This window comes from Marinomonas sp. (genome assembly GCF_039940335.1).
In the GTDB taxonomy this organism is placed as follows: Bacteria; Pseudomonadota; Gammaproteobacteria; order Pseudomonadales; family Marinomonadaceae; genus Marinomonas.
Genome location: NZ_JBDVGW010000002.1, coordinates 137994 through 158589, shown reverse-complemented (window position 1 = coordinate 158589; position 20596 = coordinate 137994). Strand labels below are relative to the sequence as shown.

The window sequence follows — 20596 nt, the reverse complement described above, 5'->3', positions numbered from 1 at the left end:
GTGAAAATCGTTGGAAGAACTAAAAGGTGAAAGCAGTCCTGTAGAGACAGACTATAACTTTACAGAACAAGTTGGTCATTTGCTTAGAAAGGCCTATCAAAGGCATATGATGATCTTTCAGGAAATGAGCTGTGAGCCAAATCTAACGGCTCCTCAATTTATTGCGCTATGCACCATACAAAGTATGGGAAGTTGTTCTATTACGGATATTGTCACGGCCACAACCGTCGACCAGGCTACCATGAGAGGCGTAATAGATCGTTTAAAATCAAAGGGTTGGATTCATTTGGCGGCTGACAAAAACGACCGCAGAAAGGTGATGATTTCCCTTACAGATGAAGGCCTAGCATTATTAGATAAAATGATTCCATGCGCGCAAGGGATAACCGAAGAGACCTTAAGAGGCTTAAACCCTGCAGAACGAGTAGCGCTTATCTTTTTGCTCAAAAAAATGAACGATGCCAGCGACTAACGATTTATCTAATCAAATGTATTAAAGGGCTTATGGCCCTTTTTTTTGCTTCTAATTCCCTCTTTACGACTTTTTTGTGACGTAAATCAATTATTGGTCTGATGCTTGCAATGTTTCATTAAGTAAGCACTACATGAACTAATAGTGTGAAAGATTTATGTTTCAAATGTTCAAGGTCTCAATCTTCATTAAGCGGATATCGTAAATAAGCGACTAGAGGTGATTATGAATAAGGTAATGCATAAGTTAATCGGCGGTGGGTTATTAATGGGTTCATTGTTTATGAATCCAGTTTGGGCGGCTGATACGATCAAAATCGGTGAAGTAAACAGCTATAAAGCTATGTCAGCATTTCTTGGCCCTTATAAAAAAGGTTGGGAAATGGGCTTAGAAGAAATTAACGCTGCGGGTGGTGTTTTAGGAAAACAGTTGGAGGTTATTTATCGTGATGATAACGCCAATCCAGGTGACGCGATTCGTGTCGCAGAGGAATTAAGAACACGTGAAAAAGTCAGCATGATTTTTGGTGGCTTTTTATCTCATACCGGCCTCGCCTTGACGGATTATGCCAAGCGAAGAAAAACGGTATATCTAGCGGCTGAGCCCCTAACAGACAAAATGGTTTGGTCGAGTGGCAATGAATACACCTTCCGATTAAGACCATCAACTTACATGCAAGTTGCTATGTTAGTGCCTGAGGCAGTTAAGTTAAATAAAAAGCGTTGGGCGCTTGTGTACCCAAATTATGAGTATGGTCAGTCTGCTGTCGCGACATTTATGGAGCTGCTTTCAAAAGCTCAGCCAGGGGTTGAATTTGTAATAGAGCAAGCGACACCGTTAGGCAAGGTGGATGCGGGTTCGGTTGTTCAGGCTATTTCTGATGCTAAACCAGACGCAATTTTTAACGTGTTATTTGGCGCTGATTTAGGGAAGTTTGTGCGTGAAGGTAATACTCGAGGGCTATTTGAAGGCAAAGAAGTATTTTCGTTGTTAACGGGAGAGCCTGAATATCTAGACCCAATGGGGGCTGAAGCGCCACAAGGCTGGTATGTGACCGGTTATCCATGGGACAAAATCGAAACACCGGAACACACTCGTTTTAAAGATGCTTATGAAGCGAAATTTGGTGAGTACCCAAGAGCAGGCTCTGTTGTGGGTTACACCAGTATTAAAAGTGTTGCCGCTGCCATTAAAAAGGCTGGGTCTACCGATACAAACGATTTGATTCAGGCTTTTAAAGGTTTATCACTTGAAACGCCATTTGGCGATATCGTTTATCGACCCCAAGATCACCAGTCAACGTTTGGTGCTTATGTCGGTAAAACCGCTTTAGTCGATGGAAAAGGTGAGATGGTAGATTTCTATTACGTAGATGGGGCTGATGTTCAGCCATCCGATGCGCAAGTTGCTGAAATGCGCCCTTCAAATTAAAAGTGAAAGCGGTTGCGGGAGGGGTCTCCTCCCGCAATAAATTAGGTATGGCCTTTTTTGAAATCAATTAAAAGGTGTAGAAGGAAAACAATATGACCTTGTCAGGCTTTTTGGTGCAGCTGTTAAACGGTTTGGTTGATGCCTCATCACTGTTTTTGGTTGCTTCAGGTTTGTCACTTATTTTCGGTGTGACACGAATTATGAATTTTGCCCACGGTTCTTTTTATATGTTGGGCGTATACGTTTCTTACAGCATGGTCAGTTATATCGGAGACACGGTAGGCGGCTTTTGGGCAGCGATTGTTTTGTCTTCGTTGATAGTCGCCTTGTTGGGTGCCTTGATTGAAATTGTGATTTTACGGCGCGTCTATCGAGCTCCAGAGCTTTTCCAACTGCTTGCTACTTTTTCATTGGTGTTAATTCTACAAGACGTTGTTTTATCTATATGGGGACCAGAAGATCTATTTGGCCCTCGTGCTCCAGGTTTGACAGGCTCTGTTGAAATTTTAGGCCGCAACTTTCCTCAATATAACTTGGTGATGATCGTCATTGGGCCTGCAGTGTTAGGGGCACTCTGGTTGTTGTTAAATAAAACACGCTGGGGAGTGTTAATACGTGCAGCAACACAAGACCGAGAAATGGTGTCTGCATTAGGTGTTAACCAAGCGTGGCTGTTTACCAGTGTTTTTGCGCTAGGGTGTTTTTTAGCAGGATTAGGTGGTGCGCTTCAAGAGCCTAGAATACCGGCTAACTTAGCCTTGGATTTAGAGTCAGTAGGCACCGCATTTGTCGTGGTTGTGGTGGGCGGTATGGGATCTATTCCTGGGGCCTTTCTTGCTGCATTATTGATCTCGGTTATTAAAGCGTTATGCATAGCACTTGGCACAATTGATGTTTTCGGAATGTCATTTTCGATGTCTAAATTAACCTTAGTGGTTGAGTTTCTAGTAATGGCTATCGTTTTAGTGATCCGCCCGTGGGGATTGCTTGGTAAGCCACCAGCCGAAGCGCGTAATGATTACGCTGCTGAAATTCCATTGAAACCGTCATCACCTATTTTAAGAAAGGTTGCCGTCGGCTTAGTGGCTTTGTTGGTATTGATTCCAGTCTTTCAAGACAGCTTTCCATACGCTGAAATTATTCTTGTCGAAATTTTGATTGCCGTGTTGTTTGCTGCCAGCTTGCATTTTGTAATGGGGCCAGGGGGGATGCATTCTTTCGGCCATGCGGCTTACTTTGGACTAGGTGCCTACGGCGCAGCGTTACTGGTTGTAAATTGGAAACTACCAATGGAGCTGGCGTTGATCGTTGGGCCACTGCTTGCTGTTTTGGGAGCCATCGTTTTTGGGTGGTTCTCTGTACGTTTAAGTGGCGTGTATTTAGCGATGCTGACGTTTGCATTTGCGCAAATTGTTTGGTCTATCGTATATCAATGGGACGCTGTAACAGGAGGAAGTAACGGCATTTTTGGTGTTTGGCCTTCTGATTGGCTGTCCAGTTCGACAGCGCTGTATTACCTAACTTTAGCGATTGTTTTAGCCGGTGTACTGGTTTTAAGACGCATTCTATTTGCACCTTTTGGCTTGGCGCTGCGTGCAGCACGAGATTCTTCATTGCGTGCAGACGCAATAGGCATCGATGTAAAGCGTATTCAATGGGCCGCGTTCGTTGTGGCTGGATTGTTTGGAGGTATCGCGGGGGCTGTCTATGTCTTTTCAAAAGGTGGTATCTCGCCTGAAGCCATCGGGGTAGCACGATCTATCGATGGTCTTGTAATGGTGCTATTGGGTGGTGTTCAGACTTTGTTAGGACCGATTGTAGGAGCGAGTATCTTTACTTGGTTACATGATGCGGTCGCACGAGAAACAGATTATTGGAAAGCCGTTTTAGGGATGATTATTTTGATGATAGTTCTACTGTTCCCAGCCGGTATTGTTGGAAGCTTAGGGCACCTTTGGCAATGGGTAAAACAACGTCAACTACCAAAGGCTAAGAAAAGAGGGGGCGCGTTATGAGCTTGTTGAAAGTAGATGGGATAAGTAAGTCTTTTGGTGGAGTTAAGGCCATTAATAATGTCTCTTTTGAACTTCCAAGAGGTCAGCTGTTAGCTTTACTTGGTCCAAATGGTGCAGGCAAATCAACCTGTTTTAATATGCTAAACGGTCAAATTAAACCTGATGCAGGCTCGATTCAATTAGAAGGTGTTGAGCTAATAGGTCGCCATCCTAGACAAATATGGAATGCGGGCGTTGGCCGAACGTTTCAAATTTCGGCAACGTTTGGATCATTGACTGTCTTAGAAAATCTACAAATGGTGTTGTTGTCGCGTTACAAAAAACTGCATCGTTGGTGGTCACCAGCGTCATCTTATTACAAAGAAGAAGCGATGCAATTATTGGAGCAAGTTGGTATGGCCGATCAAGCGCATCGTGCTTGTAGTGTACTTGCCTATGGCGACGTAAAGCGTGTTGAGTTGGCGATGGCACTCGCTCATGACCCTAAACTGCTTCTTATGGATGAACCCACTGCTGGCATGGCACCTAAAGAGAGAAACCAATTGGTGACCCTGGTTAAAAAAATGGTAGTGGATCGCAACCTTTCTGTGCTCTTCACGGAACACAGTATGGATGTGGTATTCGAACATGCCGACCGCATGATTGTGTTCGCTCGCGGTGAACTCATTGCCGATGGCAGCGCAGATGACATTAGAAACGATGAAAAAGTTCGTGAAGTTTATTTTGGTAGCGGTAAATCATTCGAAGCAGCTTAATACAGGTGATGTATGCAAGAAACTATATTAGATGTTAGCGACTTAAATGCTTTTTATGGTCGAGCTCATATTTTATTTGATGTAAATTTAAAAGTTGGACGTGGTGAAGTCGTGGCGTTAATGGGCCGTAATGGTGCTGGTAAGTCAACGACAATGAAGGCCGTCATGGGGATGCTCTCAAACACCAAAGGCAATGTGAATTTCATGGGGGAAACTATTTCGAAAAGCTCCCCGCATGCTATTTCTAAACTCGGTATGGGCTTTGTACCAGAAGACCGTCGTGTATTTACAGAACTAACTGTAACCGAAAACCTAGAAGTAGGTGCACAGCCTGAGCGTGATGACACACCTTATTGGACGCCTGAAAAGCTATTTGACTTATTCCCTAACTTAGGTGAAATGCCAAATCGTCCAGGTGGTCAAATGAGTGGTGGTGAACAGCAGATGTTGACTGTTTCTCGTACACTCATGGGAAATCCATATTTGGTGTTATTAGATGAGCCTTCAGAAGGGGTAGCGCCGGTGATTGTGGAACAAATGGCAAATATGATTCTGGCGTTAAAGAAACAAGGACTTTCCATTCTTCTGTCGGAGCAAAACTTACAGTTTGCTAACTTGGTTAGTGATCGAGTCTATGTGTTGGAAAACGGACATATCTGTTACGAAGGCACTATGGATGAGCTGGCAAATGATACCAGCGTACAATCGAACTATTTATCTGTTTAAGCGTGAAGACGAATCGCCATGAAAGGAAGCCTGTCGCTATTATGGCGGCAGGTACTTCAAGTCGATTTGGTTCCGACAAACGTTTTTATATCCTCCCTAATGGCGCCACAATTCTTGAAACAACCATCAAAAACATCTCTTTAGCACACCCTAACTCAGACCTTTCTCTCGTGTTGTCTACAACAGACCATCATAAAGACTTTCTACCACTATTGCCGATCAACGCCACGTTAGTTACAGCAGCGCATGCCGTTAATGGCTTAGGTGCCAGTTTGAGTGATTTAATTGCCCATCGTTTAGAAAAAGACCCATCTTCGGAAGTGACAGCGTTAGGTATTTATCTCGCCGATATGCCGGCAATAGGGCCCCAGACCATGAGTAGATTAGAGCAAAGAGCTAATAGAGCAAAAGTGGTTCGACCTACATACAAAGGATTGCCAGGACATCCTGTTTGGATCGGTCGTGATTTATGGGACTTATTTAAAAATTTAACCGCAGATGAAGGTGGGAAACAAGCGTTAAAAGGCTTAGGGCCGCTGGTGGAATTAGTAGAGGTTAATGATAGCGGGGTGGTTATGGATTTAGATACGCCTGACGCGGTTTCATTATGGCAAAACAAAACGTAGAGCTGTCTCGTACACTTAATCGTCTATAAAGTGGCTCCCTTCTGTACTGATTTGGTGTTTAGGGTGTACAGAAGAGAGCGTATATTATTTCTTGCGTTAAGGTCTGTTATGCGAGAACTTTGGAAGACTGAATACGTGCAACGCCTTTTGTCTCCATGGCATTCCAGGCGTTAGCAAGCGAGCCATTTAAGTCAATTGCTCGGGTCGCATCTTCAATAACAGAGACCGTAAAGCCAGACTTAACACCGTCCATTGCGGTCCATGCTACGCAAAAATCGGTGGCCAAACCGACCACATACAGTGTCGTAATACCGCGCTCTTTTAGATAGTTTTGTAGCCCTGTTGGGGTCTTTTGATCCGCCTCAAAAAAACCAGAGTAACTATCGATATCAGGATGGAAGCCTTTACGAATAATCAATTGCGCGTGAGGTATGTCTAAACCATCAACGAGTTCCGCTCCTTTTGTGCCTTGTACGCAATGGTCTGGCCATAGCACTTGCGTGCCGTAAAATAATTCGGTTGTTTCGAATGGTTTTTTGCCTGGATAACTGGACGCGAAAGATGCATGACCTGGGTTATGCCAGTCTTGTGTTATCACAACATTTTTAAAGTGCTTGCTTAATGCGTTGATAATAGGCACGACTTCATGGCCACCTCCAACGGCTAATGAGCCACCCGGTACAAAATCATTTTGCACATCCACAACGATAAGTGCACTTTTTTCATTGCCATCCGCATCTAATGTTTCGGCCATTAAGTTTTGGCTAATGGTTGCTCCGCCTAAGCCCATTAAGGCAGCTCCTCCTGCTAATAAACGTAATGAATCTCTTCTCGTAATATCTGACATGATAGTCTCCTTATTGATGTATTCATAATTAAATCAGTTTGCTAAATTAGCTGTAGTCATTAAGAAACCACTTCACCCTTATTCACAACCACTTGTCCATCTACCTCTACCGTACAGTTCCTTAGTGGGATATCCATATGGCAAGGGGTTTTCCGTGTCCCTCCAACTTCAGTATTAGGGCCTGTTGAAAACAAGAAGTTGCCATCGAACGCTCTAGCATCCATACACATGCCATCATTTTTGTCGTGTAGGCCCATCGCCGTCCATTGTGCTCTAGGTTGTAAGCCCCAGCCCACATGGGAAATACCATAGACTTCTGGATCGTTAAAGTACGCCATGTATTCGCGTAAATATTCTGCTTCAAAGCCACCTTCGATATCCGTAATAAAGCCGTCTTTTATGGTGAGGTTAATGGCTTCACGACAATAAATTTTGAAAGGGAGCAAGATATCGCCTTTATCAATGACCAAGGTGCCGTTGGCCGTTGTTTCGTTAGGCCAACTGAACAAAAAGCCACTCGGCCAATGGTCCCATCGTCCAGGTTCATCCGCGAAACCATATTCCGTTACCGTAGGGTACTGACCTAATGCCATGGTTAGGTCGCTACCAGCCTCCGAAGTGACCCGCATGACTTTGGCATTTTTCAATACCTTTTCGGCTGTCATAACACGTTCTTTGTCTTCTAGGTTTGGCAGCATTCGAGCAAGCACTTCAGGGGGTTCAACCGCCAATAAGATGCGAGTGCCTGTTTTAAGGATTTGTTCTTGCTCTGGTGAATGAAGCAACATCATTGTGTCAACGATAAGGTCCGCAGCTTCCAGTGCGGTTTGTGCCGCTTTATTGCCTGTTAAGGGCGTGTCGCCACAATAGGCGGTCATGTCATTCCCCATTGCCTTGGGAGGATTTAGAGCTGGCAGTTCAACGCCATAAACGCTCGCTCCTAATCGTTGCGCTGCATTAAAGGCTGCTTGAACAATTCTAGGGTTTGAGTAGTGACTTTTTAAGATTGCGACACTTTCAGAAGGTTTTACCTTAGATAGTGTGAGTACATGTTCGAACATTTCGACCAATTGATTATCACTAACGGGCATTTTGGTGCTCCTCTTTGTTTTAACTTAAGACCTAATGAAGTGCATGGTCTTAAAAATGAATATTTATAGTGCATACACTTTAAAGATAATAGTGTGTTTTTCGGTTCTCTCCCTATGTAAAGCAACTAATAGGCCACTATTTCAACTAATGGCCTTTCTTTTGCATAGGAATTTATAGTGTGTACGTTATAAATTATATATATTCATGAGAGGTCTTGATGAAAGATAAAAAAAACTTCGCGGTTATTGGTGCTGGTTTAGGTGGTGCGGCCGTCGCTGTTCTATTAAAGCAGGCAGGTTTCAATGTCACCGTGTATGAAAGGGCGCCTCATTTTTCACGTTTAGGGGCCGGTATTCACATGGGGCCAAACGTAATGAAGATTTTTAGGAAAATGGGTATTGAAGAAAAAGTGAGCTTGATGTCCTCCCATCCTGATTATTGGTTTAGCCGAGATGGTATTACTGGAGACTATATGTCACGTATTCCGTTAGGTGAATATGCTTTAAAAGAGTACGGTGCAGCCTACGTCACTGTTCATAGGGGGGATTTGCACGATGTCATGCTGTCACCACTTAATAGTGAAGACGTTGTTTTTAATAAGCACCTTGAGCATATTGAAGACACCGGTGAAGAAGTGTTAATGAAATTTGCCGACGGTTCCGAAGCGAAGGCTGACTTTGTTATTGGTGCAGACGGCATCAACTCTATGGTGAGAGAAAATTTGCTAGGCAAAGAAAAGCCAACCTACAGTGGTTGGATTGCCCATCGAGCTCTTATTACAGGTGAGCAGCTTGCCAAGTTTGATCATAACTTTGAAGACTGTATTAAATGGTGGACAGAAGATCGTCATATGATGGTGTATTTCACTACTGGCCGCCGAGATGAATATTATTATGTGACGGGTGTGCCGGACCCTGACTGGAGTAGTGACGCTTCCTTCTTACCGAGTAGTCAGGAAGAAATGCGCGAAGCGTTCGACGGTTACCACGGCACAGTTCAAGCTTTAATTGATGCAACATCCGAAGTCACCAAATGGCCTCTTAAAAATCGTAATCCTCTTCCTCTATGGCGTAGAAATCGTATGGTGTTATTGGGCGATGCATGTCACCCGATGAAACCTCATATGGCACAAGGGGCTGCAATGGCGATTGAGGATGCAGCTATGTTGGTTAGATGTATTGAAGAGGTCGGCTTGTCTGACTTTACTACAGCTTTTGCTCTTTATGAGGCAAATCGTAAAGAAAGAGCAACCCGCGTTCAAAGCACTTCAAATGCCAATACCTGGCTTCGTACTCAAGAGGACCCAGCTTGGTGCTTTGGATACGACCTATACAATGCCCCGCTTAAAGATGCGACTAACTAGGAGGATATATGAGCAATTTTCAATATGGCGCACATGTTAATGCTAATGGTATACGTCAACATTATCTGAAATACGGTAAAGGGGGAAAACCTCAGCCAGCCTTGTTACTTATTCCTGGAATTACCAGTCCGGCCGTCACTTGGGGGTTTGTTGCAGAACAGCTTTCAGAATATTTTGAAACCTATGTCGTGGACGTTAGAGGACGAGGCTTGTCGTCGACAGGTGGAGACCTTTCCTATGACCCTGATACGTGTGCAGATGACATCGTAGCCTTGTCAAAAGCATTAGGGTTAAAGGATTTTGTTGTTCTTGGTCATTCAATGGGCGCGCGTTTTATCACCAGAGCGCTTGCGCGCGGATTGCAAGGTGTCAGCAAAGCGGTGTTAGTGGACCCTCCAGTGTCTGGGCCAAATCGAAGAGACTACCCTAGTAAATTACCTTGGTATGTCGACTCTATTCGACGTTCTAATCTAGGTATGAGTGCAGAAGATATGTTGGATTTCTGCCCAACTTGGACCCATGAGCAGCGTCAACTTCGAGCTCAGTGGCTACACACATGTTATGAGCCTGCCATTGTGAAGTCTTTCCAAGATTTTCATGAAGATGACTTTCATCAAGACTTGTCCTCTATAACGGTTCCCGTTGTTTTGATGGTTGCAGGGAAAGGGGGAGTGATCATGCCTGACGATGAAAAAGAAATTGTTGAACTTATCCCTGACGTTAATGTGCAGCACGTTGTGGACGCTGGGCATATGATTCCGTGGGATGATTTCGACGGTTTCTTTGCGGCACTGTCCAGCGCGGATGTTATTTAATTAAACAAGGATGCAGTCATGAATACTTATCGAATTGGTCAAATAGTTCCGAGTTCTAACACAACTATGGAAACAGAAATCCCCGCTATGTTGATGGCAAGACAGAGCCTTTTCCCTGGGCAAAGATTCACTTTCCATTCAAGCCGAATGAGAATGAAAAAAGTCGTAAAAGAAGAATTGGCCGCTATGGATGCCGAGTCCGATCGATGTGCGGTTGAATTGAGTGATGCTAGGGTGGATGTGCTTGGGTACGCTTGCCTAGTGGCTATTATGGCGATGGGTGTTGGCTACCATCGTGAGTCTGAAAAAAGATTAACCACACACACCAAAAATAATGGCGGGGACGCGCCGGTTATCACCAGTGCTGGTGCACTCGTAGATGCATTACATGTAATGAAGGCAAAACGTATTGCACTGGTTGCTCCCTACATGAAACCGTTAACAGAGATGGTCGTTAATTATATTGCCGAAGAAGGGTTTGAGGTGGTAGATCATATCGCCCTTGAAATAGCCGATAACCTTGATGTTGGTCGACACGACTTTAATAAATTACCCGATATTGTTGCCCAGTTAGATTACTCCGATGTTGATGTCATCGTACTGTCTGCTTGTGTCCAAATGCCGTCACTAGGTGCGATTGCGAAAGTTGAGGCATTAACAGGTAAGCCTGTTGTGACGGCAGCGGTCGCCACCACATATGCCATGCTAAAAGCGCTTGAGCTTGATACGGTTGTGCCCGGTGCCGGTGCTTTGCTATCGGGTGCTTACTAAGGAGAGGGTAGGTTATGGCGAGTAATTTGAAAAACAATTATGAAGGTGTCTGGGACTCAAGGATTGGTTTTGGCGAAAAGCCCGCCTTGATTTCTGTCGATTTTATGAAAGGTTATACTGATACAACCTCTCCACTTTATGCCGAAGGTGTTGTAAAGGCCGTTGATCGATCTCCGGCCTTATTGGAGGTTGCACGAAGCAAAAATATCCCTGTCATTCACACCAACATTCTCTATCATCCCAGCTTTGTCGATGGCGGAGTGTGGTTAAAAAAAGCCCCGGTCATGAAGGCCATGGTGAAGGGAAATACGTTTGCGGAGTTTTGTCCGCAAGTGGCGCCTAATGATAGTGAGTTAGTGTTAACGAAACAGTACGCGAGTGCTTTTTTTGGCACCAGTCTTGCTGCTACGCTAACGGCTCTTGGCATTGATACAGTTATTCTCATTGGTTGTTCGACGAGTGGCTGTATTCGGGCTTCAGCAGTTGATGCTATGCAGTATGGTTTTAGAACTATTGTGGTGAGAGATTGTGTAGGGGATAGACACCCAGAACCTCACGAAGCGAACCTTTTTGATATCGATAGTAAATATGGCGATGTTGTTATGCGTGATGAGGTAATTGATTACTTTCAACGCGTAGACGTATAGCGCCTTGGTTAAACGTGAGTGCAATCACTGTGCTTTCATTAGGGGATTTAATTGCAACATCTTGATCTACAAGTGATTGAGCAAGCACTAAAATGGTCGAAAAAAGGGCACAGTGTGTGGCTATGCACTGTGCTCAGAACCTTTGGCTCCTCGCCACGAGAGCCTGGTGCTATGATGGCGGCTTGTGAACAAGGTGATTTTATTGGATCACTCTCTGGAGGGTGCGTTGAAGACGATTTCTTGTTGAGACTAAAAGAAGGGGAGTTCACTTGTTTTAGTCAAATCCTCCGCTATGGGGTACAAGCAAGTGATGCTAAAAAGGCGACAGTTGCTTTGCCTTGCGGTGGGCAACTGGATGTTTTAGTGGAACGGTTTCCGTGCAATGAAGACAGTCTACAGCATTTTAGTACTTTGCTGGAAAGCCTATTAGGCCAGCAAAACATTGTTCGATACATTGATTTATCACGCCAGAAACGCGAATTAAGCGACACAACCCTTCCCGCTTCAACAGTTGAATATGATGAAACTAAGCAGCAAGTCACGGTTTGTTATGGACCGACAAGCCGCTTGATTATTGCAGGTTTCTCAACCGTTGCTGTCTTTTGTGCCCAATATGCCAAGATGTTAGGGTATGAAGTGATCCTATGTGAACATCGTGAAGACAGCTTAATTGACTTTGCTGTCGAAGGCGTAAGGGTTGAGCCAAGCTTTCCTGCGGACTTTATTTACCAGGCGAATAATGTTCATGCCAATACGGCTATTGTCGCGTTAACTCATGACCCTCGAATTGATGATTTGGCCATGATCGATGCGGTTAAAACGTCTGCTTTTTATATTGGTGTGATGGGCTCTAAGCGCACATCTGAAAAGCGAGCTGAAAGACTGAAGCGTATTGGTGGACTGTCTGGCGAGGCTTTGGCTCGGATACACATGCCAATCGGGCTTAACCTCGGCAGTAAAACCCCAGCAGAAATTGCCCTAGCCGTCATGGCAGATATTGTAAGAGTTCAAAAAGGCGCTACACCGCTCGTCACATAGACTTGGTTGTCAAGCGCCATAGACATATCCCTATCAATAATACATGTTAAAAAAACTTTCACTCATTTGGTTAAGAGCCCTATGGCTCCTGTGAATATTCGTATTCAAGAGGCTTAATGCCGATAGAGGGGCTAAAGCAGAAGGCGCTCATCATTCTCAGAGTATGCAATTTATAAATATAAATGAATATAGTTATCATTTACATTTACAGGTTGAATTCAAATCCGTAGAATCTCCTTCGAACTCACCCAATGAAGGAAGAAAGTGATGAGATTAAATCGTTCGATAATAAAAAAACTTTTAGCGCCAGCGTTATTCGCTACTGCGTTTAGTGCCTCAGCTGACATCATTCAAGTCACGGATATGGCTGGTCGAAAAGTCAGCTTAGACCCAGATAAAATAGAGAATATTGTTTTAGGTGAAGGGCGTTTAACTTACAGTTTAGCGCTGCTTGATAAGCAAGATCCGCTTGGTAGAGTTGTAGGTTGGAAAGACGATTTAATCCAATACGATCCCGACGCATACCGTAAATATCTTAAGGTATTCCCAAAGATTGCCGACATTGAAAATCTTGGTAGTCCTTACACGGGGGATTTCAGCCTAGAAAAGATTATTACTCTTGATACGGATTTGTTTATCCTGAATCTAGGTAATTTACTCAAAGCACAAGAAAGTGGATTGCTTACTAAGCTTGAAAAAGCGGGTATCAAAGTGGTGTTTGTAGACTTTCGACAACGCCCAACCCAAAACACAGTGCCAAGCTTGTTAATGCTAGGGAAAGTGTTAAATCGTGAGAAGGCGGCCAATGAGTTCATTGATTATTACGTGGAGCAGATGCGTTTGGTGAACGCTGTGGTTTTAACGAAAAAACCAGAAGAACGCCCCGTTGTATTCATTGACCGAGCCGCTGGTTACAATCCGGACAAATGCTGTAGTACTTTTGGTGCCGCAAATTTAGGACGTTTGGTTGACGAAGCTGGCGGTATAAACTGGGGAAGCCGAAAATTCCCAGGTTATAGTGGTAATGTTAATCCAGAAGTTATTTTTAGCGACAAACTGGATTACATCATTGGTACGGGTGCCAACTGGTCTGAAGCTAACCCTAATACCCAAGCGGTACTTTTGGGTTATGAGGCAACTCAAGAGCTTGCTCAAACGCGTTTAAAAGCCTTAGCCGACCGTAAAGGCTGGCCTGAATTAGAAGCCGTTAAATCCAAACATTTCTATTCTATTTATCATCAGTTCTACAACAGTCCTTATCACTTTATTGCCTTACAAACCTTTGCTAAATGGTTTTACCCAGAAGACTTTAAAGCATTGGATACCGAAGCGAACTTCATTGAATTGCATGATCGATTTTTACCAATTGATTACAGCGGTGTCTTTTGGCAGAAGCTGAAATAGTCCATTTTAACCACTCATAATACCCTCTTCGCTCAGCTCGACTTTGTATTAAAGAGCCTGAGTGAAAGGGTATTTTTTGTTGCGTCTGGTATCCGTGTGAAGTAGGTAAGTTGTATGAGTAATAGTGTAACAATGCCCAATGATGGGCAGGTCATTTTAAAAAAACAAGATGATTTGGTTAATGGTTTTATGGCCAGTGAAAGTAAAAAAATTCAAATGCTGAGTCTAATTGTACTGCTATTAATGGTTAGCTTGATTGTGGATGTAAGCATTGGTCCAGGGAACTTTTCTCTTGGTACGGTGCTTGAAGTATTAATGAATCGAGAATCTCACGGCATTAAGTTAGAAGTTATTATTTGGGATTATCGCTTGCCTGTAGCGGTTACAGCTGTGTTAGTCGGAGCGATGTTAGGTGTCGCGGGCGCATTAATGCAAACGTTATTAAATAACCCATTAGCAGAACCTTTTACTTTAGGTGTTTCTTCTGCTGCAAGTTTTGGTGCGGCGCTTGCGATTGTTAGTGGAGTGGGCTTTGCGGCTAACGTAGGGTCCCTTTTGGTGACTTTAAATGCCTTTATTTTTGCCTTAGGAACGTGCGGAGTTCTTTTATTATTAATGCGTTTAAAAGGTGTCGGTACGCAAACAATCATACTCTTTGGTATCGCGATCTTTTTTGCCTTTAATGCGTTATTAGCCATTATGCAATATGGTGCTTCTGAAACCCAATTACAGCGTATTGTCTTTTGGATGTTGGGCTCATTAAACCGTGCTAGTTGGGCACAAATATCATGGGGAGCGATTTTATTAACGATTGTTCTGCCTTTTTGTATGATGCGAACTTGGCAATTAACAGCGCTGAGGCTAGGAGAGGAAAGTGCGTTAAGTATGGGCGTTGATATTCCTCGATTGCGTATCGAAATTCTTATTTGTATTTCTTTATTGGCGGCTACTGCCGTGGCTTTTGTCGGAACCATTGGTTTTGTTGGTTTAGTTGGGCCACATATTGCGCGTCTGTTAGTTGGTGAAAACCAACGATACTTTGTTCCTCTTGCTGCACTATTAGGCGCATTAATGCTAAGTGTGACGTCTATCGTTAGTAAAGCCATCACGCCGGGCATTATATACCCTATCGGAATTATTACCGCCTTGATCGGTGTTCCTGTCTTTTTGACCATCATCCTAAGACATTCTAAGGAGCAAGCATTATGAGTTTATCTGTTCAAAACTTAACCGTCAGTTATGGTGCTCACTTGGTACTTAATGACTTAAATGTGGCACCTTTAGAGCAGGGAAGTTTTACCGCCTTGCTGGGTCCTAATGCAGCGGGTAAATCTACTTTGTTTAAGTCAATTTCAGGTTTAATCAAAGCCCAGTCAGGTGAGGTGATTCTGGAGGAGAAAAATCTCAACACATGTTCCAAGATGCAACGGTCACGAGACATTATTTATTTACCTCAATCTTTTTATAGCAGCTTAGCGCTTTCTGTTTTCGAATCTGTTCTGGTATCACTAAAACAAAAAACAGGCTGGCGGGTGAAACATGCGGATATCCAAGAAGTAGCGCATGTGCTCTCTTTACTTAATATCGGACACCTTTCAGAGCGAAGTATTAGCGAACTAAGTGGTGGGCAAAAACAGCTGGTGGCGCTAGCGCGTATATTGGTGGTAAAACCCAAGGTTATCTTATTAGATGAGCCGACGAGTGCCCTAGATTTGCATCATCAACTTTCTATTTTAAGTGTCATTAAAAAATTGACAGTAGAAAGAGGGTTTATCACCGTTGCTGCATTGCATGATGTGAATCTGGCTGCGAAGTTTTGCGACCAAATAATATTGCTGGATAAAGGCGTTATTCAAACCCAAGGCGATGCTCACAAGGTGTTAGCCATGCCAGAGCTTGGACAGGCTTACAATGTACGAACAACGTTGGAAGAAACCCGTAAAGGTCAGTTATACCTAGATGCTGAATTACTCACACCTCAATCGGCGTATGCGTGAACATGAATAAGGCGCTTAAGCGCCTTATTCAATATCTAAAGACTTAAGCTGGTGGAAACGTATGAAGTACTTAATCCAGTTTAAATATGACTTTTCAGTTTTAAGGCTGTAACCACGTAACCGAAGTTCATTGCGTATAGAGTTAACAAAAGGGCTTGAAGACGTCGCACACGCCTTGTGGATATGAAGTAAAAATCTGTGTGAATATACAGTTTATTTTGGAAGTTATTCGTTCTTTGCTTGTTTTTCCAAAAAAAATAGTCATGGGTTTGCGTACTTGCACTGGCCAATAACCAAAAAGTCTTTTAGTATCAAATAATAAGTTTTTTATGTGTCTAAATAATGTGCTGTGGATAAAAGGAATAACACACACGCTCGTTTTGCTCGTTTTAATTTTTGTGATTTTCTTTATAAAATACTTTAAAGTCAGTTGGTTATAGAGATATCCAGAAGATTTTTAAGAAGTGTAAATGCGCATACGCACTATTAAAATGTTATTTTTCAAGGAGTAGTGTTTGCCAAAATTTCATGAAATACAAAGCAGATTTGAATGGTTAAACGCATTTTTTCGTTCGTATCATTCATTTTTAGTTATTGAAGATAAATGTGATGACTTAGATCGTTCGTATAAGGACTTGAACCCTTTTACACATTTAAATAATGTTCTGTTATATGACACAGTCATAAATTGGTGCAAGATATTTGGTTCCCATAAAGAAGAATGTCATTGGAAAAAAGTTGTAAAAAACCATGCTCATTTTCGTAGTTATCTCTTTAAATCAATTGGTAAAACGCAAGAGGAATTCTCTGAATATCAAGAAAAAATAGTTAGCTTTAGAAACAAGTGGGTAGTTCACTTTGACCCTAATTATAAACATCCAGCGGTTCCATTTTTTGATATTGCTCATGATAGCGCTGTTGCGCTTCATTGTTACCTTAAAGAGCAATCAAATGAAGAGTTTCCTTATGGAGGTCCAGAGGATATTGAACAGTTTGGAAAAGATTTTTCTAAGGTATTGTTTATGAAATTATTAACTTGCGAAAATAAAACATAACAAGAAATTAAAAAAGGGCAAAAATAGTTGGCTTTTGCTCCTTCTCGCTTCTTTTAGCCAACAAGTTTTTCCTGTTAATTAGGCGTTAGGCAGCGGTGAAAATATTAAGAGTGACGGTAATAGTCGACATAAGATATTAAAAAGGAAAAATAATGGCAAAAATACAACTATCTCAAAGGATGTACAGCATTCTTGATATTGCAAGGCTTTTAGAGAGTGGAGAATTATCTATTCAACCAAAATATCAACGCCGAAGAACAGCCTGGCCTGTTAATGCTAAAACGGCCTTAATGGATACGATTCTCAATAATTTTCCGCTTCCACCAATCTACTTAAGGGATTACGTTGACGATAGTGGTAAGAGAAAAAAGGAAATTATTGATGGGCAGCAAAGGATCTCCACAATAGTAGAATTTTACAGAAATGAGTTTTTGCTATCTAAAAATATTTATGATGAAGAATTTTACGGCTGTAATTTTAGAGAGCTGCCTGCCGAAGAGCAATTAATGGTTGAAGACTTTGAGGTGTCATTTATATCAATTAGAGGGGCTTCAGATAGCGATATAATTTCAATCTTCTCACGTTTGAATTCCTTTAGTTTGCCTCTAAACAGCCAAGAGAAGCTAAATTCTGTTTACGCAGGAGAGATTAAAACTCTAATTTATGAGCTGGCATCTGAATACAACACGTTTTGGGTAGAGTTTAAAATACTTACACCAGCTGTAATAGCTAGAATGGCAGATGCTTCCCTTGTTTCTGACATTTTATGTACGATTATTTATGGCACAAAGTCAGCTAGCTCGAAGCTGATTGAAAAGATGTATAAAGAGTTTGACGATGAATTTCCTTTGAAACACCAAATTAACGAACACTTTAATAAAACGCTTACTGTAATTGGTACTCTATTCGAATCAAAACATATAAGACATGTATTCAAACCAAAATTCATGTTCTATTCACTTTTTTTAGTTGTTTATGCTCGACTTTATGGCTTTGAAGGTAGGGAAAATGAAAAAACCGGGAAAACTGACATTGATAAAACATTGGAAAAAATGGAAGAGTTTTGCGTGCAGTATGTACAGACAAATTTTGATCCAGTACTAAAATCCCAGTTTAAACAAAGTACCGGTAATGTTGCACAAAGGCGCTTTAGGCATGAGGAAATAGCTAAGTTGGTATTTTAATATGGCGTATTCATTAAAGGCAACGTATGAAAATTTCGATAAGGAAATCCAAAATATTAATCGTATTGTTCTTAGGCTGTCAAGTGAGCAAGAAAGCTTGGAGAGAGATACTCATATAGAAGGGTGTTTTATCCGTCTTGTTGTCAGTTGGGAGTGTTTTATTGAAGAGTATTTCCTTCGCTGCATGTGCAAGGCAAAAACTAGGGGGAATTATGAAATAAAGCCCCATGGTCCAGCATCAAAAAATATTAACGAAGCATTCAAAAAAATTAATAAAAATAGGAAAGATCGAGATAAAGATTTTACTGATTGGTTAGACGCAAAAATTTTTCAGCAACGCATTGATGATTATTTTAGGAAAAACTCAAGGGTTCAAAAATCCTGCGAAGCACCTGAAAAAATGTTTGAATTACGAGTTATAAGAAATGCTATAGCTCACCGATCTCCTTCTGCTATGGCAAAGTTTGAAAAGTATGTGAAAGACCAAATGGCATACATAGCCGAGATGTCTCCATCAATGGCATCTTTATTAATTCAAAAGCGAAGAAATACGCATGACCTCATATTCACCATATTATCAAACTATTTCCTTTTATTAGCTGATAGGCTGACTAAATAATGCCTAACAAGTAGTTGCTACGGAAAATTTACTCGCTAGCGCTCCTAAATTTCCGCAAAGCAAGGCGTTATGGGTCAGCGTTATAGTTGGGTTTGGGAAATAATAATCAGGAAAATTAATCTTTTGCATGAGTGATTCAGATGAGTAGTGATTTAGATCTTCTTGGTATAGAGATAGATTCTGCGGCGGTGAACAATAATGTATCTGATTTAACTATATTGGTAGGAAAGTGTGACTCTATGATCAAGTCTGCAGATCCTCACCTAAGACCGATAGCTCTTTTCTATAAAGCAAATATTTATAGTTCACTAGCTTCTTTAAAATCTCACGAGCCAGAATACGCTTGGAGTTGGCAGCAGAGTGAAAAAGTCCTAGAAATATTAAATTTGCGAAGAGCTATCGCTGATTCAGAATTTCCTAGTTTGGATCATATATTTCAATGTAAAGTCTATACAAACCTTGGAAATAGTCTTAATCAATTTGGACGATTTATAGAGGCAATTAAAGCTTGGGATTCAGCACTTAACTTAATGCCTAAATTTGCTATGGCTCTTGGAAATAAAGGCGTTGGCCTTATCCATTATGCTCGTGCTCTTTATGACTATGGACATGGAGACGTTATGGTTGCCCATGCTGTTGATGAACTCAAGGGGGCAATTTCAAAAGATGCGCTGTGGGACAGTGGTTTGCACCCTGAAGCCCAAGAATATTTCAGGGAAAATTACCTTACCGCAGAAAAGCATCTAGAAAGAATCGAGTATAGATTTGATTACGATCTAAACCAATGGCCAGTTGGAAATAGCAAAGCAGAGGTAGAATATCGAACATGGTGTTTAGATAATAATCTTTTTTTATCATCACTGAACGATGTGACAAAACTTTCAGTTTCTGCTCAAGACGTTCTTCACCTTCCAAGTCATACATATAACATTAATGAGGAAGCTCGGTTTCCCAATTATTTTAATATTATGAAGCAGGAGTATGTTACTGCACGTTTTATGCTCTTTGAGTCGCTTGATTTTTATAGCGAACACATCTCAGACAAAGATGTCCTTCTGATGAATGGTTTCGATGGGGCTCAGTTTAGCTATAGAATTGAACAGTTAAAGGTAGCTTTTCGTTTGGCATATTCGATATTTGATAAAGTCGCACTTTTCTTGAACGATTATTACAACGTTGGTTTGAAAATAAATGCAGTGAGTTTTAGAAAAATCTGGGGGCAAAGGAAAAATAATAAACTCGAACTTTACTCTTGCTTTGAAGGAAACCAAAATTGGCCCCTACGAGGGCTTTACTATTTATCTAAAGATCTTTTTGATGACGACTTTGATGATGTGGCCTTACCGGAAGCAAAAGAGTTAGCGGGTTTAAGGAATCGAATCGAACATAGGTATTTGAGCTTGCAAGATTACGATGCTCCCGCTAAAAATGCTGATATTCATTCCTATATAAGCCTTGATGAGTTTCAATTGAAAACTCTAAGAATCATGTCAATGGCTAGAGAAGCCCTGGTGTATTTGTCTCTTGCTATGCATAGGGAAGAGGAAATAAGGAATATAGAGAATGAAAAGGTATCCTTTCCCATGCAATCTTCGCCAATTGAACGCTTTTATGAGTAAAAATTAAGTGTTTTCACTTAGGGATAAGCCCATAACAAGCAGCTGCAATCTGACTCCGCAACCTGGCGGCGTCAACTGTATAAGGAAGTCCAGTGTTCATTAGCCAGAATGCAGAATGTT

General features: G+C 41.9%; 21 protein-coding genes. 18 read left to right on the top strand and 3 right to left on the bottom strand.

Annotation, left to right across the window (positions count from 1 at the left end; all coding sequences use genetic code 11):
* Window positions 1-10 precede the first annotated feature (10 nt).
* The 6 genes from ABJF92_RS00675 to ABJF92_RS00650 all read left to right on the top strand — a co-directional run bounded on the left by ABJF92_RS00675 (window position 11) and on the right by ABJF92_RS00650 (window position 6025).
* Entirely contained in the window at window positions 11-472 is a 462-nt protein-coding gene (locus tag ABJF92_RS00675; protein ID WP_446813930.1) for a MarR family winged helix-turn-helix transcriptional regulator, read from the top strand.
* A gap of 225 nt (window positions 473-697) precedes the next feature.
* Entirely contained in the window at window positions 698-1903 is a 1206-nt protein-coding gene (locus tag ABJF92_RS00670) for an ABC transporter substrate-binding protein (protein ID WP_446813929.1), read from the top strand.
* Between the two features lie 92 nt (window positions 1904-1995).
* Entirely contained in the window at window positions 1996-3918 is a 1923-nt protein-coding gene (locus tag ABJF92_RS00665) for an ABC transporter permease (protein ID WP_446813928.1), read from the top strand.
* Window positions 3915-4673, top strand: coding sequence for an ABC transporter ATP-binding protein (locus ABJF92_RS00660; protein ID WP_446813927.1), 759 nt, complete (start codon window positions 3915-3917; stop codon window positions 4671-4673). The genes ABJF92_RS00665 and ABJF92_RS00660 overlap by 4 nt, the downstream gene beginning before the upstream one ends.
* A 12-nt stretch (window positions 4674-4685) precedes the next feature.
* A complete protein-coding gene (locus tag ABJF92_RS00655; protein WP_446813926.1) occupies window positions 4686-5399 on the top strand; it encodes an ABC transporter ATP-binding protein in 714 nt (237 codons plus the stop codon).
* Between the two features lie 41 nt (window positions 5400-5440).
* Window positions 5441-6025, top strand: coding sequence for a nucleotidyltransferase family protein (locus tag ABJF92_RS00650; protein WP_446813925.1), 585 nt, complete (start codon window positions 5441-5443; stop codon window positions 6023-6025).
* A 106-nt stretch (window positions 6026-6131) separates the two neighbouring features.
* On the opposite strand, the gene pncA is transcribed toward ABJF92_RS00650, so the two are convergent.
* Together pncA and ABJF92_RS00640 are read right to left on the bottom strand one after the other, a co-directional pair.
* Window positions 6132-6872 (bottom strand): bifunctional nicotinamidase/pyrazinamidase, encoded by a 741-nt coding sequence (pncA, locus tag ABJF92_RS00645; protein WP_446813924.1) that lies wholly within the window; start codon window positions 6870-6872, stop codon window positions 6132-6134.
* A gap of 59 nt (window positions 6873-6931) precedes the next feature.
* A complete protein-coding gene (locus ABJF92_RS00640) occupies window positions 6932-7963 on the bottom strand; it encodes a 2,5-dihydroxypyridine 5,6-dioxygenase (RefSeq protein ID WP_446813923.1) in 1032 nt (343 codons plus the stop codon).
* 218 nt (window positions 7964-8181) lie between these two features.
* Between ABJF92_RS00640 and ABJF92_RS00635 the strand changes: the two genes are divergently transcribed.
* The 8 genes from ABJF92_RS00635 (at window position 8182) to ABJF92_RS00600 (ending at window position 15999) form a co-directional block, all read left to right on the top strand.
* The gene (locus tag ABJF92_RS00635) at window positions 8182-9327 is read left to right on the top strand and encodes an FAD-dependent monooxygenase (protein ID WP_446813922.1); all 1146 of its coding nucleotides are present in this window, start codon (window positions 8182-8184) and stop codon (window positions 9325-9327) included.
* 8 nt (window positions 9328-9335) lie between these two features.
* The gene (locus tag ABJF92_RS00630; RefSeq protein WP_446813921.1) at window positions 9336-10142 is read left to right on the top strand and encodes an alpha/beta fold hydrolase; all 807 of its coding nucleotides are present in this window, start codon (window positions 9336-9338) and stop codon (window positions 10140-10142) included.
* Between the two features lie 18 nt (window positions 10143-10160).
* Complete coding sequence (locus ABJF92_RS00625) at window positions 10161-10913, top strand: maleate cis-trans isomerase family protein (RefSeq protein ID WP_446813920.1); 753 nt, start codon at window positions 10161-10163, stop codon at window positions 10911-10913.
* Between the two features lie 14 nt (window positions 10914-10927).
* Window positions 10928-11560: an N-carbamoylsarcosine amidohydrolase gene (locus ABJF92_RS00620; protein ID WP_446813919.1), complete on the top strand. Its 633-nt coding sequence runs from the start codon at window positions 10928-10930 to the stop codon at window positions 11558-11560.
* 51 nt (window positions 11561-11611) lie between these two features.
* Window positions 11612-12598: an XdhC family protein gene (locus ABJF92_RS00615; RefSeq protein WP_446813918.1), complete on the top strand. Its 987-nt coding sequence runs from the start codon at window positions 11612-11614 to the stop codon at window positions 12596-12598.
* Window positions 12599-12865: 267 nt separating this feature from the next.
* Window positions 12866-14002, top strand: coding sequence for an ABC transporter substrate-binding protein (locus tag ABJF92_RS00610; RefSeq protein ID WP_446813917.1), 1137 nt, complete (start codon window positions 12866-12868; stop codon window positions 14000-14002).
* A gap of 114 nt (window positions 14003-14116) precedes the next feature.
* Complete coding sequence (locus ABJF92_RS00605; RefSeq protein WP_446813916.1) at window positions 14117-15211, top strand: FecCD family ABC transporter permease; 1095 nt, start codon at window positions 14117-14119, stop codon at window positions 15209-15211.
* Complete coding sequence (locus ABJF92_RS00600) at window positions 15208-15999, top strand: ABC transporter ATP-binding protein (RefSeq protein ID WP_446813915.1); 792 nt, start codon at window positions 15208-15210, stop codon at window positions 15997-15999. Before ABJF92_RS00605 ends, ABJF92_RS00600 begins: the two co-directional genes overlap by 4 nt.
* 24 nt (window positions 16000-16023) lie before the next feature.
* Here the strand turns inward: ABJF92_RS00600 and ABJF92_RS00595 are convergent, their stop codons facing one another.
* A complete protein-coding gene (locus ABJF92_RS00595; RefSeq protein WP_446813954.1) occupies window positions 16024-16137 on the bottom strand; it encodes a phage integrase N-terminal SAM-like domain-containing protein in 114 nt (37 codons plus the stop codon).
* Between the two features lie 377 nt (window positions 16138-16514).
* Between ABJF92_RS00595 and ABJF92_RS00590 the strand changes: the two genes are divergently transcribed.
* The 4 genes from ABJF92_RS00590 to ABJF92_RS00575 all read left to right on the top strand — a co-directional run bounded on the left by ABJF92_RS00590 (window position 16515) and on the right by ABJF92_RS00575 (window position 20476).
* On the top strand, window positions 16515-17054 hold the full coding sequence (locus ABJF92_RS00590) for a hypothetical protein (protein WP_446813914.1): 540 nt from the start codon (window positions 16515-16517) through the stop codon (window positions 17052-17054).
* Window positions 17055-17206: 152 nt separating this feature from the next.
* Entirely contained in the window at window positions 17207-18238 is a 1032-nt protein-coding gene (locus tag ABJF92_RS00585; RefSeq protein WP_446813913.1) for a DUF262 domain-containing protein, read from the top strand.
* 1 nt (window position 18239) lies between these two features.
* Window positions 18240-18857 carry a hypothetical protein gene (locus tag ABJF92_RS00580; RefSeq protein WP_446813912.1) on the top strand — a complete coding sequence of 206 codons (618 nt, stop codon included), beginning with the start codon at window positions 18240-18242 and terminating at the stop codon, window positions 18855-18857.
* Between the two features lie 140 nt (window positions 18858-18997).
* Entirely contained in the window at window positions 18998-20476 is a 1479-nt protein-coding gene (locus tag ABJF92_RS00575; protein ID WP_446813911.1) for an LA2681 family HEPN domain-containing protein, read from the top strand.
* Window positions 20477-20596: the final 120 nt, after the last annotated feature.

Bases quoted from the DNA above. Each gene is read 5' to 3' on its own strand.
- ABJF92_RS00670 (WP_446813929.1), top strand. From the start codon at position 698: ATGAATAAGGTAATGCATAAGTTAATCGGCGGTGGGTTATTAATGGGT.
- ABJF92_RS00665 (WP_446813928.1), top strand. From the start codon at position 1,996: ATGACCTTGTCAGGCTTTTTGGTGCAGCTGTTAAACGGTTTGGTTGAT.
- ABJF92_RS00660 (WP_446813927.1), top strand. From the start codon at position 3,915: ATGAGCTTGTTGAAAGTAGATGGGATAAGTAAGTCTTTTGGTGGAGTT.
- ABJF92_RS00655 (WP_446813926.1), top strand. From the start codon at position 4,686: ATGCAAGAAACTATATTAGATGTTAGCGACTTAAATGCTTTTTATGGT.
- ABJF92_RS00650 (WP_446813925.1), top strand. From the start codon at position 5,441: ATGGCGGCAGGTACTTCAAGTCGATTTGGTTCCGACAAACGTTTTTAT.
- pncA (WP_446813924.1), bottom strand. From the start codon at position 6,872: ATGTCAGATATTACGAGAAGAGATTCATTACGTTTATTAGCAGGAGGA.
- ABJF92_RS00640 (WP_446813923.1), bottom strand. From the start codon at position 7,963: ATGCCCGTTAGTGATAATCAATTGGTCGAAATGTTCGAACATGTACTC.
- ABJF92_RS00635 (WP_446813922.1), top strand. From the start codon at position 8,182: ATGAAAGATAAAAAAAACTTCGCGGTTATTGGTGCTGGTTTAGGTGGT.
- ABJF92_RS00630 (WP_446813921.1), top strand. From the start codon at position 9,336: ATGAGCAATTTTCAATATGGCGCACATGTTAATGCTAATGGTATACGT.
- ABJF92_RS00625 (WP_446813920.1), top strand. From the start codon at position 10,161: ATGAATACTTATCGAATTGGTCAAATAGTTCCGAGTTCTAACACAACT.
- ABJF92_RS00620 (WP_446813919.1), top strand. From the start codon at position 10,928: ATGGCGAGTAATTTGAAAAACAATTATGAAGGTGTCTGGGACTCAAGG.
- ABJF92_RS00610 (WP_446813917.1), top strand. From the start codon at position 12,866: ATGAGATTAAATCGTTCGATAATAAAAAAACTTTTAGCGCCAGCGTTA.
- ABJF92_RS00605 (WP_446813916.1), top strand. From the start codon at position 14,117: ATGAGTAATAGTGTAACAATGCCCAATGATGGGCAGGTCATTTTAAAA.
- ABJF92_RS00600 (WP_446813915.1), top strand. From the start codon at position 15,208: ATGAGTTTATCTGTTCAAAACTTAACCGTCAGTTATGGTGCTCACTTG.
- ABJF92_RS00585 (WP_446813913.1), top strand. From the start codon at position 17,207: ATGGCAAAAATACAACTATCTCAAAGGATGTACAGCATTCTTGATATT.
- ABJF92_RS00580 (WP_446813912.1), top strand. From the start codon at position 18,240: ATGGCGTATTCATTAAAGGCAACGTATGAAAATTTCGATAAGGAAATC.
- ABJF92_RS00575 (WP_446813911.1), top strand. From the start codon at position 18,998: ATGAGTAGTGATTTAGATCTTCTTGGTATAGAGATAGATTCTGCGGCG.